The sequence below is a fragment of the Streptomyces sp. NBC_00057 genome, assembly GCF_045041165.1.
In the GTDB taxonomy this organism is placed as follows: Bacteria; Actinomycetota; Actinomycetes; order Streptomycetales; family Streptomycetaceae; genus Streptomyces.
The window spans coordinates 8,563,159-8,579,536 of sequence record NZ_CP108256.1; the positions used below are offsets into that span (position 1 = coordinate 8,563,159).

Annotated in this window: 9 protein-coding genes; 8 read left to right on the forward strand and 1 reads right to left on the reverse strand. The window is 65.2% G+C overall.

What is annotated here, in order from left to right:
* Positions 1 to 63 precede the first annotated feature (63 nt).
* The 4 genes from kdpF to kdpC all read left to right on the forward strand — a co-directional run bounded on the left by kdpF (position 64) and on the right by kdpC (position 4,624).
* Positions 64 to 153 (forward strand): K(+)-transporting ATPase subunit F, encoded by a 90-nt coding sequence (gene kdpF / locus OG953_RS40280; RefSeq protein WP_405690799.1) that lies wholly within the window; start codon positions 64 to 66, stop codon positions 151 to 153.
* A gap of 12 nt (positions 154 to 165) precedes the next feature.
* Positions 166 to 1,830 (forward strand): potassium-transporting ATPase subunit KdpA, encoded by a 1,665-nt coding sequence (gene kdpA / locus OG953_RS40285; RefSeq protein WP_405690800.1) that lies wholly within the window; start codon positions 166 to 168, stop codon positions 1,828 to 1,830.
* Positions 1,830 to 3,959 (forward strand): potassium-transporting ATPase subunit KdpB, encoded by a 2,130-nt coding sequence (gene kdpB, locus OG953_RS40290; protein WP_405690802.1) that lies wholly within the window; start codon positions 1,830 to 1,832, stop codon positions 3,957 to 3,959. Before kdpA ends, kdpB begins: the two co-directional genes overlap by 1 nt.
* Positions 3,960 to 4,045: 86 nt before the next feature.
* A complete protein-coding gene (gene kdpC / locus OG953_RS40295) occupies positions 4,046 to 4,624 on the forward strand; it encodes a potassium-transporting ATPase subunit KdpC (protein WP_405692354.1) in 579 nt (192 codons plus the stop codon).
* Here the strand turns inward: kdpC and OG953_RS40300 are convergent.
* On the reverse strand, positions 4,596 to 4,862 hold the full coding sequence (locus OG953_RS40300; RefSeq protein ID WP_405692498.1) for a hypothetical protein: 267 nt from the start codon (positions 4,860 to 4,862) through the stop codon (positions 4,596 to 4,598). The genes kdpC and OG953_RS40300 overlap by 29 nt on opposite strands.
* On the opposite strand from OG953_RS40300, the gene OG953_RS40305 reads away from it, so the two are divergent.
* The 4 genes from OG953_RS40305 to OG953_RS40320 all read left to right on the forward strand — a co-directional run bounded on the left by OG953_RS40305 (position 4,743) and on the right by OG953_RS40320 (position 16,280).
* Positions 4,743 to 8,483 carry a LamG domain-containing protein gene (locus OG953_RS40305; protein WP_405692355.1) on the forward strand — a complete coding sequence of 1,247 codons (3,741 nt, stop codon included), beginning with the start codon at positions 4,743 to 4,745 and terminating at the stop codon, positions 8,481 to 8,483. The genes OG953_RS40300 and OG953_RS40305 overlap by 120 nt on opposite strands.
* A gap of 182 nt (positions 8,484 to 8,665) precedes the next feature.
* The gene (locus OG953_RS40310) at positions 8,666 to 14,647 is read left to right on the forward strand and encodes an RHS repeat domain-containing protein (RefSeq protein ID WP_405690804.1); all 5,982 of its coding nucleotides are present in this window, start codon (positions 8,666 to 8,668) and stop codon (positions 14,645 to 14,647) included.
* Between the two features lie 35 nt (positions 14,648 to 14,682).
* Positions 14,683 to 15,711: a Hint domain-containing protein gene (locus OG953_RS40315; RefSeq protein ID WP_405690806.1), complete on the forward strand. Its 1,029-nt coding sequence runs from the start codon at positions 14,683 to 14,685 to the stop codon at positions 15,709 to 15,711.
* Entirely contained in the window at positions 15,711 to 16,280 is a 570-nt protein-coding gene (locus OG953_RS40320; RefSeq protein WP_405690808.1) for a hypothetical protein, read from the forward strand. The genes OG953_RS40315 and OG953_RS40320 overlap by 1 nt, the downstream gene beginning before the upstream one ends.
* Positions 16,281 to 16,378: the final 98 nt, after the last annotated feature.

Here is a 16,378-nt window from a genome sequence, read left to right on the forward strand (position 1 = left end):
CATCGGCCTCACGGTATTGGTGTTCGTCCTCATCGGCCTGGCCGCCAAGGGGGTCGGACGCCTGTGAGTGTGGAAAACATCGTCGGCTTGATCGTTGTCGCGTGCCTCGTGATCTACCTGGTCATCTGCCTGATCTTCCCCGAGAAGTTCTAGGAGAGAGCCCGGATGAACGACACCCTCGCGGGATGGCTCCAGGTACTCGCCCTGGTGGTCGCGCTAGGTCTCTCGTTTCGCCCGCTGGGCGGCTACATGGCCCGCGTTCTGACCACCGATCGCCATTGGCGGGCCGAACGCCTGATCTACAGGGCAGGCGGAGTGAACGGCGACGCCGACCAGAAGTGGTCGGTCTACCTGCGCAGCATCCTGGCCTTCTCCGCAGTTTCGGTACTGTTCCTGTACGCATTTCTGCGCCTGCAGAACCATCTCCTGCTGTCCCTGGGAATGAAGCCGGTCACCACGGACCAGTCGTTCAACACCGCGGCATCCTTCGTCACCAATACCAACTGGCAGTCGTATTCCGGCGAGTCGACCATGGGCCATCTGGTCCAGATGGCGGGCCTCGCGGTGCAGAACTTCGTTTCCGCGGCCGTGGGTATTGCCGTCGTGGCCGCGCTGATCCGGGGCTTCAGCAGGAAGAAGACCGATCGCGTCGGGAATTTCTGGGTGGACCTGACACGGATTGTGCTTCGCGTTCTGTTGCCCCTTGCGTTCGTCTTCGCAATCGTTCTGGTGGCAGCCGGTTCCGTTCAGAATTTCCATGGAATCCACGACATCGCCACCATCGCAGGCGGGCACCAGGGGGTGACCGGGGGTCCCGTCGCCTCCCAGGAGTCCATCAAGGAACTGGGCACCAACGGCGGTGGTTTCTACAATGCGAATTCCGCGCACCCCTTCGAGAACCCCAACGCCTTCACCAACCTGATCGAGATCTACCTCCTGCTGGTCATCGCGTTCTCGCTCCCGCGGACTTTCGGGACGATGGTCGGCGACAACCGGCAGGGCTACGCGATTGTTGCCGTGATGGCATTGATCTGGTGTGCGTCGGTCGCCATCGTGACCGCCAACGAGCTGCACAGCGTCAGTAGCACGGCCGGTCACGCGGCCGGCGGAATGATGGAGGGCAAGGAGACGCGCTTCGGGATCTGGGCCTCGGCTCTGTTCGCCGTGTCCACCACCCTTACGTCGTGCGGAGCGGTCAACTCCTTCCACGACTCGTACACGCCGGGCGGCGGCGGAATGACGATTTTCAACATGATGCTGGGGGAGATCGCGCCCGGCGGCGCCGGCTCCGGGCTCTACGGGATCCTGATCCTGGCGATCGTCGCGGTCTTCGTCGCCGGACTGATGGTCGGCCGTACGCCCGAGTACCTGGGCAAGAAGCTCCGGGGCCGGGAGATGAAGTTCGCCTCGCTCTACATCCTGACCACGCCCGCACTCGCGCTGGTCGGTGCGGGGCTGGCGATGGCATTCCCGGGGGAGAGGGCGGCCATGCTCAATTCCGGTCCGCATGGCTTCTCCGAGGTTTTGTACGCGTTCGCGTCGGCTGCGAACAACAACGGCTCGGCGTTCGCGGGGTTGAGCGTGAATACCGTCTGGTACAACACCACACTTGGTGTGGTCATGCTCGTCGGCCGGTTCCTGCCGATGGTGTTCGTCCTGGCGCTCGCCGGATCGCTCGCCGGGCAGCAGCCCGTTCCGGTCACCGCGGGCACCCTGCCCACTCACCGGCCGCAGTTCGTCGGGCTGTTGACCGGAGTGATCCTCATCGTTGTCGGTCTGACGTACTTCCCCGCGCTCGCACTCGGCCCCCTTGCGGAGGGTCTGCACTGATGTCCACGACCACCACTCTCGCTCCCACCCCGCCCGGCGCCGGGCGTCAGCAGCACCGGGTCTCGGGCGGACTGCTCGATCCCAAGCAGCTTCTGACGTCCTTCCCCGACGCCCTGCGCAAGCTGGATCCGCGCTCGATGGTCCACAACCCCGTCATGTTCGTGGTGGAGGTCGGGGCGGTGCTGACCACGCTGTCGGCCATCAGGGCGCCCAGTGTCTTCGCCTGGGTGATCACGGCATGGCTCTGGCTGACGTCGGTCTTCGCCAACCTTGCCGAAGCGGTGGCCGAGGGACGCGGCAAGGCCCAGGCGGAGACTCTGCGCCGCACCAAGACGACGACAATGGCCCGCCGTCTCGGCGGCTGGCGGCCCGGCGCGACCGACGCCGCAGAGGAGGAGGTTCCGGGCGTCGACCTCCGTCTGGGCGATCACGTCGTCGTCGAGGCCGGGCAGACGATCCCCGGCGACGGCGATGTGGTCGAGGGCATCGCGAGCGTCGACGAATCGGCCATCACGGGCGAGTCGGCGCCGGTGATCCGCGAGTCGGGCGGCGACCGGTCGGCGGTCACCGGCGGCACCAAGGTGCTCTCGGACCGGATCGTTGTGAAGATCACCTCGAAGCCGGGGGAGACTTTCATCGACCGGATGATCGCCCTCGTGGAGGGGGCCGCGCGGCAGAAGACGCCGAACGAGATCGCGCTCAACATCCTGCTGGCATCCCTCACGATCATCTTCCTGATCGCGGTGGCGACCCTGCAGCCCTTCGCCATCTTCGCGGGGGCCGAGCAGCCCATCGTCGTCCTCGCAGCCCTCGTGGTGGCCTTGATCCCCACGACGATCGGCGCGCTGCTGTCGGCGATCGGCATCGCGGGCATGGACCGGCTCGTGCAGCGCAACGTGCTGGCGATGTCCGGGCGCGCGGTGGAGGCCGCAGGCGACGTCAATACCCTCCTGCTCGACAAGACCGGCACCATCACCCTCGGCAACCGCCAGGCCGCCGAGTTTCTGCCGGTGGACGGGGTGAGTGTCGAGGAGCTCGCGGACGCCTCCCAGCTGTCGTCGATCGCCGACGAGACGCCCGAGGGCCGCTCGATCGTCGTCCTCGCCAAGCAGCAGTACGCGCTGCGCGGACGCAGTGAAGGAGAACTGGCCCAGGCACAGTTCGTACCCTTCACCGCTCAGAGCCGGATGAGTGGTGTCGACCTCAACGATCCTCGGGAGAACCTGTCTTTGCGCAAGGGAGCGGCGACGGCAGTGATGCGCTGGGTGCGTGACAACGGCGGCCACCCCACGGCAGAGGTCGGCGGCATCGTCGACGGCATCTCTGCGAGCGGCGGCACCCCGCTGGTCGTCGGCGAGGTGACCCGGCACGGCGACGCGCCCGGCGCCCGCGTCCTCGGCGTCATCCACCTCAAGGACGTCGTCAAGGAAGGCATGCGCGAACGCTTCGACGAACTGCGCCGCATGGGCATCAGAACCGTCATGATCACCGGCGACAACCCGCTGACCGCGCGCGCCATCGCCCAGGAGGCAGGGGTGGACGACTTCCTCGCCGAGGCCACCCCCGAGGACAAGATGGCCCTGATCCGCCGCGAACAACAGGGCGGCAAGCTGGTCGCGATGACCGGCGACGGTACGAACGACGCGCCCGCGCTCGCCCAGGCGGACGTCGGCGTGGCGATGAACACCGGTACCTCGGCTGCCAAGGAGGCCGGGAACATGGTGGACCTGGACTCCAACCCGACCAAGCTCATCGAGATCGTCGAGATCGGCAAGCAGCTGCTGATGACCCGCGGCGCGCTGACGACCTTCTCGATCGCCAACGACGTGGCGAAGTACTTCGCGATCATCCCGGCGATGTTCGCGATGGTCTACCCGGGCCTGGACAAGCTCAACATCATGCGCCTGCACAGTCCGACCTCGGCGATCGCCTCCGCGATCGTCTTCAACGCGCTGATCATCATCGCGCTGATCCCGCTCGCGCTGCGCGGCGTGCGCTACCGGCCGTCCTCCGCCGCGACACTGCTCAGCCGCAACATCTGGATGTACGGGCTCGGCGGGCTGGTACTGCCCTTTGTGGGCATCAAGCTGCTCGACCTCTTCATTCAGTTCATCCCCGGCCTGCGCTGACAGACGGCCCGACGAGAGAAGAAGGCGATCCCGCGGTGCGCACCCACCTTCCCCCCGTACTCCAGCACCATCTGACCGCCTTGCGGATGCTGCTGGCGTTCACCGTGATCACCGGCATCGCCTATCCACTGCTCGTCACCGCAATCGCCCAGGCCGGTCTCTCCCACCAGGCCAACGGCTCCCTGCTGACGACGAACGGCACGCCTGTGGCCTCCAGCCTGATCGGCCAGAACTTCGCCCTGCCGAAGAGGAATCCCCAGGACGCGAAGGAGCCGCTGCGCCCCGACCCCAAGTGGTTCCAGCCCCGCCCGTCCGCCGGCGGCTACGACCCCACGATCTCCGGCGCCTCCAACCTGGGCCCGAACAACACCGACCTGATCAAGACCGTCAGGGACCGCCGTTCGGCCGTTGCCGCCTTCGACGGGGTCCCGCCCGCGTCTGTCCCCGCGGACGCCGTCACCGCCAGCGGCTCCGGGCTCGACCCGGCGATCTCCCCGGCGTACGCCTACGAACAGGTCGACCGCGTCGCGAAGGCCCGCCATCTCGCCCCCGCCGAGGTCAAGACGCTGGTCGCCCACCACGTCCAGGGACGTGTTCTCGGATTTCTGGGCCAGGAACGCGTCAATGTCGTCGAACTCAACCACGATCTGGCCAGGCTGATGTGACCAGAATGTGGGGTGCCGAGGCGAGGGCGGCCGAGGCGAGGACATAGACCGGCGTGGGGGGTGTGACGTGGACGTGGGGGCCGTGGCCGTACTTACGGGGATCGCCGCGTTCGGCGGCATGCTCGCTGTCCTTGTGGGCGCCACCCTGGTCGAACACGTCCTCGGCACCGGAACCGGCCGCTGGTGGGCGGACAGCGCTCTCCAGCCACAGGTCGTTGCCGTGAGCTGTGCGAACCATGTACTCCTGCGCGGCGATCCGAGCGCCCTCGCCCTGGGCTCCCTGGCCCCGTTCGCCGACAGTGGGGAGCCGGTCGAGATCACCGCGGCGCGCACCGAGTATGCGACGACCGAGGCGAATCCCGACGGCTCGTTCACTCTGACCCAGTCGACGGCACCGCGGCGTGTGCGGGCAAGTGACGGTTCGTGGCAGGGCGTGGACACGACGTTGGTGCACCGTTCCGACGGTTCTGTGGGACCGAAGGCCGCTGTGGTGGATCTGGCGTTCGCCGGCGGCGGCGGGAAGGACATGATTCGTCTGGGTAGTAAGCAGGGCTCGGTGTCTTTGGGCTGGCCCGGTGTGCTGCCGGAGCCGACCATTAACGGTGCGACTGCCACGTATGCGAATGTCATGGCGGGCGTCGACCTGGAGTTGACGGCGACGGCCGAGGGCTACCACGAGGTTCTGGTCGTCAAGTCGGCTGAGGCTGCCGCTAGTTCAGAGCTGGAGCAGGTGACGCTGTCGGTTTCCGGCGACGGCTTGCAGATCGTGCCGGGAGCCGGCGGAGGCCTGCGCGCGGTCGACGAGAACGGCAACACGGTCTTCAAGGGTCCGGCTGGTCAGATGTGGGATTCTGCTGGTGACCAGGCGCCTGCGGCCCAGCAGACCCGCGCAGTGGCGGCGGATGATCCGCAGGATCCAGCCGGTGAGGGCGATTCCACGCAGCCGGGGACAGGCGATGCCACAGCGGTGCTTCCGGTGAGGGTCGAGGGTGAGGCTGTCTCGGTGACGCCGGATCTGGACCTGCTGCGGGGTGCGGGGACGGTGTATCCCGTGCGCATCGACCCGTCGGTCGGACTCGGGGTGTCCGAGCGGTCGGTGATCTCCTCGGACGGCGACCGATGGTGGCAGTTCAAGGGGGAGTACGGGGTCGGGCTGTGCGGGAACGCGGACGGCTACTACTGCGGCAACGGATACAAGAACCGGATGCTGTACGAACTCTCGCCGAGCCAGCTCGCGGGCAAGTACATTCTGGATGCAACCTTCCGAGCATTTGAAACGTGGTCGTTCAACTGCGACGCGCACTGGGTGGATCTGGTGCGGACCGACAATATGTCCGAAGGTACCCGCTGGCCAGGACCGAAGATTCTGGATCTGATGGGCGACCGGAACGTGTCCTACGGCCGCGGTGACAACTGCGACCCGTCGCAGCCCGACCACTGGGTCGAGTTCAACGACAATCCCACTGAGCCGGATGAGAACCTCAAGTCCACGGTGCGCTCGTTCGCCGATGGGAAGATCAAACGCCTGACCTTCATGCTGAAGGCCAAGGACGAGAATGACGCGCGGTCTTGGAAGCGGTTCGACGACAATGCCGAGCTCAAGGTCAACTACGCCCATCAGCCGGGCGTCCCGACCAATGTGGGAGTCGTTCCGGGTAACGGCAGCACTTCGTACTGCAGGACGTCGTCGACGGACCCGTTGATGGTGACCCGTGTTGACCCGATGGTCCAGGCACGCGTTCAGACGAAGGTCGAAGCTCACCTGGGGGATGAGGAGGGATCGCTGCAGGCTGAGTACATTGTCGAGCGGGGCGACGACGCCGCATGGCATCAGGTCTGGTCCGACTATCGCCCGGCCAGCGGCTGGGTACCGGATGAGACACTGCAGAGCCTGCGCACGTCCAATCGTGCAGATGGTGGCCTGTATCGCCTCAAGGCGCGCACTCAGTCCCACTGGTCATATGACGGTGCTTCGGGTGATCTGTTCTCCCCGTACTCGTCGTGGTGCTACTTCAAAATCGACTCGACTGCGCCGAAGACCCCGACCATTACGGCGGGTGCCCCGTACACCGCATGCACGGTGACGTTGTGTGAGGGCAAGGGCGGCCCCGGAGTACCGGGCAGTTTCACCTTCGCACCCAACGCCGCGGACACCGATGTCAAGGCCTACCGGTGGCGTCTGTTGACGACCTCGGCCCAGGACACCAAACAGGTCAGTGGATCCACCGTGACCGTCAATGACGTCACTCCGTCACTGACTGGTACCCAGGTGCTGTCGGTCGAGGCCAGCGACCTCAAGCTCGACTCCTCCGGCCGGACGAGGTGGGGAACACCGGCGGAATTCACGTTCAAGGTCTCACCGGCAAGCGGCCCGGTCGGCCGATGGCACCTGGATGACGGGGCTCCCGGTTCAGGCATTATGACCGCCAAGGACACGGCCACTGAGGCCGGTGCCCGTCACGATGCGACGTTTTTCGGTGCAGATGGTACGGGTTGGTCGACGCGTGCACGCCGCGGTGATCTGGACTATTCGCTGCGTCTCAATGACGACACCACGGATCCGGCAAAGCAGGTTGGCTACGCGGCCACCGCCACCGCCGCGGTGAACACGAAGGACTCGTTCACGGTCTCTGCATGGGTGCAGTTGTCGAACCCGTCGGCGACCCGGGTGGTGCTGACCGAGCCCGGCACGAACGGCAGTGCGTTCGCTCTGTACTACTCCTCCAGCGGCAAGCAGTGGATCTTCAATCGTACGGACAGGGATCAGGCGGTTCACACGTTCGTCCGCTCCGTTGCCGACCAGGTGAACCCACCGCTGAACGTATGGACACACCTGACTGGCGTCTTCGACACCAAGGGCGACGCAGACAAGAGCAACGACACCATCCAGCTGTTCGTGAACGGACGCCCGCAGGGACAACCCGTCGTGCTGATCAAGAGTGCACCGAACTACGAGCCCTGGACCGCCAACGAAGGCCTGCAGATGGGACGTTCAAAGGTCAGCGGCAAGTACGGCGAGAACTTCTTCGGTCTCCTGGACGAGGTAGCCGTGTGGCAGCGCCCCCTCACCGGCGACGAGATCGCCAAGGAGGCGCAGGCCGCTGTGGACGACATGCCGACCAACGAGCTCGTGGCCCAGTGGGATGCCGCTGGTGCCACGGCCACGGTGATACCCGAGACCACGGCCTACCCCGTGGCATCGATGAAGCTGGCGGGAGGTGCCGCTCCGAACGCAGACCAGAGTGCGGTGGTACTCAACGGAACCACCGGCTACGCCTCCATGACCGGCCCGGTGGTCGACGAGAGCGGGTCCTTCACGGTCTCGGCATCGGTGGAGGTGGATTCCGAGGCACTGGCGGCGAAGCCGGTGGGCTACACCGGACAGGTGGCCGGCCAGCGCACGGGCAATGAATCAGCCTGGGCGCTGTGGATCACCAAGCCCGCAGCCGGTACGTATCAGTGGAAGTTCACCCGGACCGCCCTCGGCTCGGACGGCAAAGTCATCCAGAGTGCAGAGGTTCCGGGCGGGGATCTCGCAGAGACCGACACGTGGGTCCAGGTGACCGGAGTTTTCGACGCCCAGGAAGTCTGGGACGACACCTCCGATCCGTCCAAGACAGTGTCCCGCTACGGAAAGCTGCACCTGTACGTCGGTGGCTTTGATCAACCGTCCGATGCGAGTTCAGGCTTTACAGCGGCCCAGCCCGGTAGTGGCGAACTGGCCATGGGCCGTGGTGCCAAGGGCGGAACCACTGGCAACTACCTGGCCGGCAGCCTTGAGGGCCTGCGGGTCTGGACAGGCGCTATGACGGCGGATCAGGTCAGCTCCCAAGTACAGCCCGGATCGGGCGCAGGCTGACTGGCGAGTCAGGTGGCGGCACCGGTCGAGCCGCCACCTGGCCGCCCTGTTGCGCAGGCTTTCAGATTCATTGCGTTGCCCACCAAACGTCCCCCTCGGCACTGGCCGCGGGGCAAGAACGCCGGCCGCCCGAGGTGGCCCATGCGGGGAGCGGAAACCAGATGAACGGGTTCGGATCAGCTATGCGTGCGCGCAGAAGCGGACCAGGCGGCGCAGCCTGGACACGGCGGATCGCGGCGCTTGCCGGCTTCACTCTCATACCGGGACTGCTGTCGCCGGTCGCGTTCGCAGCGCATGCTGATCCGCTGGGTAAACCGCAAGTGGAGCTGCACCCCGACAAGGTGTCGCCGTTCACCGCGAAAGTGAACAACAAGGCCGCGGCGGCGGTGAAGAAGTCGGCTGCCGAAGGCCGAGTTGCCGTCGCACGGGCCAAGAAGGACCGCGAGAAGGTCGTCACCTGGCCGACATCCGGGCGAGCCGCAATGACCCTGCCGGCGTCGGGGCCGGCGAAGGCGTCGCCCGGTGCGCTCCCGCTCACTCTGAACCGTCCCCACCAGGCCAAGGGGAAGAAGCAACCCAAGTCGGCCGACTCGGTCGAGGTCAAGGTCCTTGACCAGAAACAGGCAGCGAAACTGGGCGTCAAGGGCATTGTCCTGTCCGTAACCGGTCCTGCCACCGGTGGCAGCGTCCGACTCGGTATCGATTACGACAAGTTCGCCTCCGCCTACGGAGGAGACTGGGCCGGTCGACTACAGGCCTTGCGCCTCCCGGCCTGCGCACTGAGCAGTCCGACAAAGTCCGCCTGCCGTACCCGTGCACCCCTTGAGTTCACCAACCATCGTAAGCACAACCGCATCGATACACAGCTGACCTTCGGTACGGAACCTACTGCCGGGCCTGCGGCCAAGGCCCAAGGACGCACGATGGTCGTGGCGCTGGCTGCGGGCACCAAGTCAGGCGGCGGCGACTACAAGGCGACCCCGCTGGATGCTTCCTCGACCTGGGAGGCAGGAGGCTCTTCCGGTACGTTCACCTGGTCGTATCCCTTGCGCACGCCGCCCGCGGCGGCGGGGCCGGCGCCTGATCTGTCGATCTCCTACGACTCCGGTGCGGTGGACGGTCAGACCGCGAACTCCAATAACCAGGGCACCACGATCGGTACCGGTTTCGATATCACCTCGTCGTATGTCGAGCGCAAATACGGCGTCTGTGACGACGACGGTCAGCCGGACAAGTTTGATCTGTGCTGGAAGTACGACAACGCGTCGCTCGTCCTCAACGGCAAGTCCAGTGAGCTGGTCAAGGACGACACGTCAGGAAAGTGGCGGCTGAAGAACGACGACGCCTCCACTGTCACGCATTCCACCGGTGCCGAGAACGGCGACGACGGCGACGCGGGCGTCGACGGCAAGGGCGAGTACTGGACGGTCACCACGGGGGACGGTACGAAGTACGTCTTCGGTCTCAACAAGCTGGATGGTGCAGGCACTGCTGACCGCACCGACTCGGTATGGACAGTGCCGGTCTTCGGCGACGACTCCGGCGAGCCCGGCTATGCGGACGGCACCAGCTTCTCCGGCCGGGCCAAGAAGCAGGCATGGCGGTGGAACCTCGACTATGTCGAGGACACCCACAAGAACGCCATGTCCTACTGGTACACGGCTGAGACCAACAACTACGACCAGCTCGGCGACGACAACACCGGCACCTCCTACACCCGCGGCGGATACCTGAACGAAATCCGCTACGGACAGCGAGCCGACGGCCTCTTCGCCACCCAGCCCGCCTCGAACAAGGTGACTTTCACCTACGACGAACGCTGCGACGCATCCGGCACCGGCTGCGACTCCCTGACCGAGGACACCCGGGACAACTGGCCGGACGTTCCGTTCGACGCCGTCTGCAAGGACGGCGGCAAGTGCACCGGCAACGTCAGTCCGACCTTCTTCTCCCGCAAGCGGATGACCGGTATCACCACCTACGCCTGGGACGCCGCAGCGGCCACCCCCGGCTTCTCCGCCGTGGACAACTGGACACTGAAGCAGCACTACGTCGACCCCGGTGACACGGGTGACTCGACGGACCAGTCCCTATGGCTGGACGAGATCAAGCACACCGGCAAGCGCGGCACCGACCTGGCCCTGGACCCGGTCGTCTTCACCCCTGAGTCCCACCCCAACCGTGTCGACTCACCCACCGACGACATCCTGTCCCTGGAAAAGCCGCGCCTGAAGACGGTCACGTCCGAGGCCGGAGCACAGACCATCGTCACCTACATGGACGCCGGCTGCACGTCCAGGGACACGCTGCCTCGCCCGGACCAGAACACCGGACGCTGCTACCCGGTGTTCTGGTCCCCGAACGGGGAGAAGACACCGATCCTGGACTGGTTCCAGAAATACCCGGTCTCCTCAGTTTCCACCACAGACCCCCACGGCGGCTCCGAAGCCGTAGAGAACACCTACAGCTACGACGGTGGCGGTGCCTGGCACTACAACGACGACCCGATGACCAAGGAGAAGGAACGCACCTGGTCCATCTGGCGCGGCTTTGGTCAGGTCACCCACCTCACCGGCGTTCCCGGCAAGCCCCAGTCGAAGACAGTCACCATCTACATGCGCGGTATGAACGGCGACCGCGTCCTCAAGGACGACGGGAAAACCCTCGACCCGGACAAACGGAAGACCGTCAAGGTCACCGGCATCAAGGCCGCGGAGATCACTGACTCCGAACCGTACGCGGGATTCACCCGCGAAACGGTCACCTACAACGGTGCCAACGAGGTCGGCGGCACCATCAGCGACCCGTGGTCGAAGAGAACGGCCACACAGCACAAGTCGTACGCGGACACCGAGGCGTACTACGTGCGCACCGCCGCCACCCACACCCGCACCAATATCACCAGCAGCGGCACGCCCAAGGACCGGGTCCGTTCCACCCTCTCCACCTTCGACGACTACGGCATGCCCGAAACCGTCGAGGACAAGGGCGACGACGCCATCACGGGTGACGAGAAGTGCACCCGCACCTGGTACGCCCGCAACGACACCCTGGCCATCAACTCCCTGGCAGCCCGCACCCGCACGGTCACCAAGCCCTGCTCCACCGCGGACTCCGCGCTGGACCTGCCCGCAGACTCCACCAGTCCCGGCGACGTCATCTCCGACATCGCCACCGCGTACGACACGACCACCTGGAGTGCGACACAGAAGCCCACCAAGGGTGAAGTCCAGTGGACGGGCCGGGCCAAGTCCTACGGCCTCGATGACGCGCCGGTCTTCCAGAAGCTCGTTACCACGACGTACGACATCCTCGGCCGGCCACTCACCGTCAAGGACACCAACGACGCACTCGTCACAACCGCGGCATACATTCCGTCCGGCAAGATCGGCCCTCTGACTTCCAGCACGAGCACCAACATCAAGGGCTACACCACAACCACAACGGTGGACTTCGCGACCGGCGCCGCCACCAAGGTCACCGACCCCAACGACAAGATCACCGAGTCCGAGTACGACTCGCTGGGCCGGGTCACCAAAGTGTGGCTGCCCAACCGACTCAAGATCCTGAACGCCACCCCGAACTACGTCTACAACTACAGCATCACGGCCACGGACACACCGTGGGTGTCGACCGGCTCACTCAAAGGCGACGGTTCCGGCTACAACACCGCCTACGAGATCTACGACTCCCTGCTGCGGCCCCGGCAGACGCAGACCCCCTCGCCCAACGGCGGGACCATCGTCGCCGAGACCCTGTACGACGAGCGAGGACTCTCCGTCACCAGCCTGGCGGATATCTGGGCGGACAAGACAGTCCCGTCCGGGAAACTGGTGGGAACCGAGGGCAGCCAGGCACCCATGGAAAGCGACACCACCTACGACGGTGCCGGGCGTGCCACCTTGTCGGTGACCAAGGTCCGGGGTGTCGAACGCTTCAAGACCAAGACCGACTACACCGGTGACACCGTGTCCAACAGCGCCCCAGCAGGCGGACAGGCCACGATGGTCACCACCAACACACTGGGACAGACGACAGAGCGCCGCGAGTACGCAGGACCACAGGCGACCGGCAGCGACTACACCACCACGGGCTACGAATACACCCCGGCCGGCCAGCAGAAGATCGTCACCGGGCCCGACCAGACCAAGTGGTCATACACGTACGACCTCTTCGGACGCCAGGACAGCGCCACCGACCCGGACAAGGGCACCTCACACACCCACTACAACGCGCTCGACCAGGTGACCAGCACCAGCGACTCCCGCGGCAAGACCCTCATCTCCGAGTACGACAACCTCGGCCGCCAGACCGGTCTGTGGGACGGGACCAAGTCCGACGCCACCCAGCTCGCCTCCTGGGCCTTCGACGACCTGGCCAAGGGCCAGCAGGACACGGCCACCCGCTATGACGGCGGCCTGACCGGCAAGGCGTACACCACCAAGGTCACCGCCTACGACAACCTCTACCAGGTCACCGGCAGCCAGCTCATCCTGCCCGACAAGGACAAGGAGCCACTGGTCGACGCCGGCGTCCCCAAGACACTGTCCTTCACCACCGGCTACAACATCGACGGCACCATCAAGCAGGCATCCCAGCCCGCCGTCGCGGGCCTTGCGGCCGAGACCGTCTCCAACAAGTACAACGCCCTCGGCCAGCAGACCGCCGCTCAGGGCACCACCGCCTACCTCCAAACAGCCGCCTATTCCCCGCAAGGAGACCTGCGCCAGCTCACCCTCGGCACCGACTCCACCTCCTCGGCGAAGAAGGCCTACCTCAACTACGACTACGAGGACGGCACCCGCCGTCTGACCCGCTCCTACGTCACCGACGACGTCCACGGCTACATGCCGCAAGAACTGAAATTCACCCAGGACGACGCAGGCAACGTCACCTCCATCTTCGACGCCAGCACCCGGGGCGGCACCACGAAGGCGGACTACCAGTGCTTCACCTACGACGGCAACCGCCGCCTGACCGAAGCCTGGACCCCCAAGACCGAAGACTGCGCCACCAGCGGACGCACCACCGCCAACATCGACGGCGCAGCCCCCTACTGGACCAGCTACGCGTACAACACGCCGGGCCAGCGCAAGACCGAGAAGCAGCACGCCGCCTCGGGAGACACCACAACCAACTACGCGTACGGCACCACCAGAGGCCAGCCCCACCCGCTGACCACAACCACCGGCCCCAAGACCAGCACCTACGACTACGACGCAACCGGCAACACCACGAGCCGGCCAGGCACCCAGGCCCAGCAGACCCTGGTCTGGAACTCCGAGGGCAAACTCGTCTCCACCAGCGAACCCGCAGCCGACAGCAAGCCGAAGCTGGAAACCAACTACCTGTACGACGCCTCCGGCGAACTTCTGATCCGGCGCGCGGTCGGAGACGGCGACACCGTGCTCTACCTCGGTGGCACGGAAGTCCGCCTCACCACCAAGGGCACGACGAAGGCCCTGTCCGGTACCCGCTACTACACCGCCGCCGGCCAGACCATCGCCGTACGCACCGCCACCAGCGGTATCAGCGGCACCAAGCTCAACTTCCTCTGCTCAGACCCCCACGGCACCGCCGCCCTGGTCCTCGAACCCACCACCTGGGCCGTCACCAAGCGCTACACCACCCCCTTCGGCTCCACCCGCGGAACGAAACCCACCACCTGGCCCGACGACAAGGCCTTCCTCGGCAAGCCCGCCGACAACACCACAGGCCTCACCCACATCGGCGCCCGCGAATACGACCCCGGAATCGGCCAATTCATCAGCGTCGACCCACTCCTTTCGGTTGACCAGCACCAGTCGCTCAATGGGTACGCCTACGCCAACAACACTCCGGTCACGGTCAGTGATCCCTCCGGGCTCGGGGTGTGCATGCCTGAAATCGGCTGTGGTGGTGTCGATTCCGTTCAGGATTCCGTCAAGAAGGACAAGAAGAGGAATCCAGAAAAGTACGACGGCATTGACGACACCTCCGGAACCGCCAGCAGCGGTACGGCCGGCGGAGGCGGTTCCGGTGGCAGCGGGAAGCATTGCGGCTTCTGGTCCAAATGCGGATGGTCGAACGCCTGGGAAGACACCAAAGACTGGGCGCAGGACCACAAAGAGATCGTTGTGGCGGCCACTGAAATCGTCACTGGGGGCGCCTGCTCTCGTCCATAGGCAGCGCACCGGCAACCGGTGGCGCCAGCCTCGCCGTGACCGCAGGATGCGGTGCGATCGCAGGTGCCGCAGGCGCTGCGGTAAACAACGCCCTGTCCGAGGACGCAGACCACAGCACCGCCGGCGAAGTCTCAGACATGATCGACGGTGCCCTGTGGGGAGCCGCCAGCGCTGTGGTGACCACTGCCATCGCCGGGAAGATCCTCGAGAAGGTGACGGGGGCATGCCACAGCTTTCTTCCCGGAACTGGAGTTCTGCTCGCTGACGGCAGCCACAAAGCAATCGAGGACGTGGAAGTCGGCGACACCGTAACAACAACCGACGTTGCGACGGGCAAGAGCGTCAAAAAGAAAGTCATCTCCACTATTACGACGGAAGATGACAAAGAGTTCACTGAAGTCACCATCACCACAGGCGACACGCTCTCCAGCATCGTAGCCACGGACACCCACCCCTTCTGGGTGCCTGAACTAAAGCAATGGATCCGCGCCGGCGACCTCCAAGTCGGACAGTGGCTCAGGACAAGCGCAGGAACGCACGTCCAGATCACCGCGCTCAGCCACTACACCAAGCGCCAACGCACCCACGACCTCACCATCCAGGACATCCACGCGTACTATGTGCTGGCGGGTGCCACCCCGGTCCTGGTTCACAATTGCGGCGGTGCTCTGCTTGATCGAGCCCGCGGGCTTTATGCAACGCGGGCCGACGAGGCATCGACAGTTGCGGTTGCCCGAGTTCGGAACGTGAATTCGGGCCGATCTGAAACGTGGGTTGCAACTGAACGCACGGGTCTACCCGATGAATGGAGGGGCGGCAATGCGCCGCTGCGCGGCGAGCGCTACATCCCCGGGCAAGGCCATGCCGAGGCTACGATCATGAATCGCTTGGGGAGCGACTGGGAGATCACAGGGATGGCTTCGTCGACTAGGATGTGCCCTGCATGCTTCGCGCAAGCGACAGGTCCAGGCGTGGGCCTCACACCAAGCCCGATCGGCAAGGGCACCGGAGTGTCGAGTACTGGGAACACGCCATGGCGAGTGGTTCTAGGGGGCGGTGGCTGATGGACATGTGGAGCCTGACAGGAGGACTGGCTCTCGCCAGGATGCGGCCCGTCCTTGAGGTTGCCGAGGCTTCGCGCCTGACAGAGATCGATGACATCGTCGCTGGCTGCAGCAGTCCGGCAGTTCCTGGAGGCGCAGAGAAGATCGCTTCGCTGAGGAGCTGGCGAAGCGAGATCGGCGCCCTAGAGGGCTCGTCCACCCCGTCCTATTTCCAATCGACAGCCGCTGGCGTAGCGATTCTGGTGGCGTCGAAGGAGCTGCCTGCAGCTGATCGCGAATGGAGGATCAGGTCAAGCGTCGGGAACTTCTGGGATTCCTGCGATGACTTGCTGCAGGCTGGCGGCGGATACTCGAGGGCAGAGTTTCAGGGAATCAAGACGACCCTGCGGGGAGTTGAGGACATGTGGCGTGAAGGAGATTTCCGCCTGTTGTCCGACGAGGGAGCCGATGTCGCGGAAGTGTACGCGGAACGCCTCTCTAGGATTCGTTCCAGCTATCCGAAGCGCCGGGAGATTGCGCGAGTCGTAGCGGAGTGTGCCGAGTGGAGCATTCCGGGAACTTCCCTGTGATTTCATCCTGGGTTATCGGAATCTGATAGCGCTGCGGCGGAGCCCTCATCGACAACAGTAATGTCGATGAGGGCTCCGCGACGTTTGACGGCAACGCT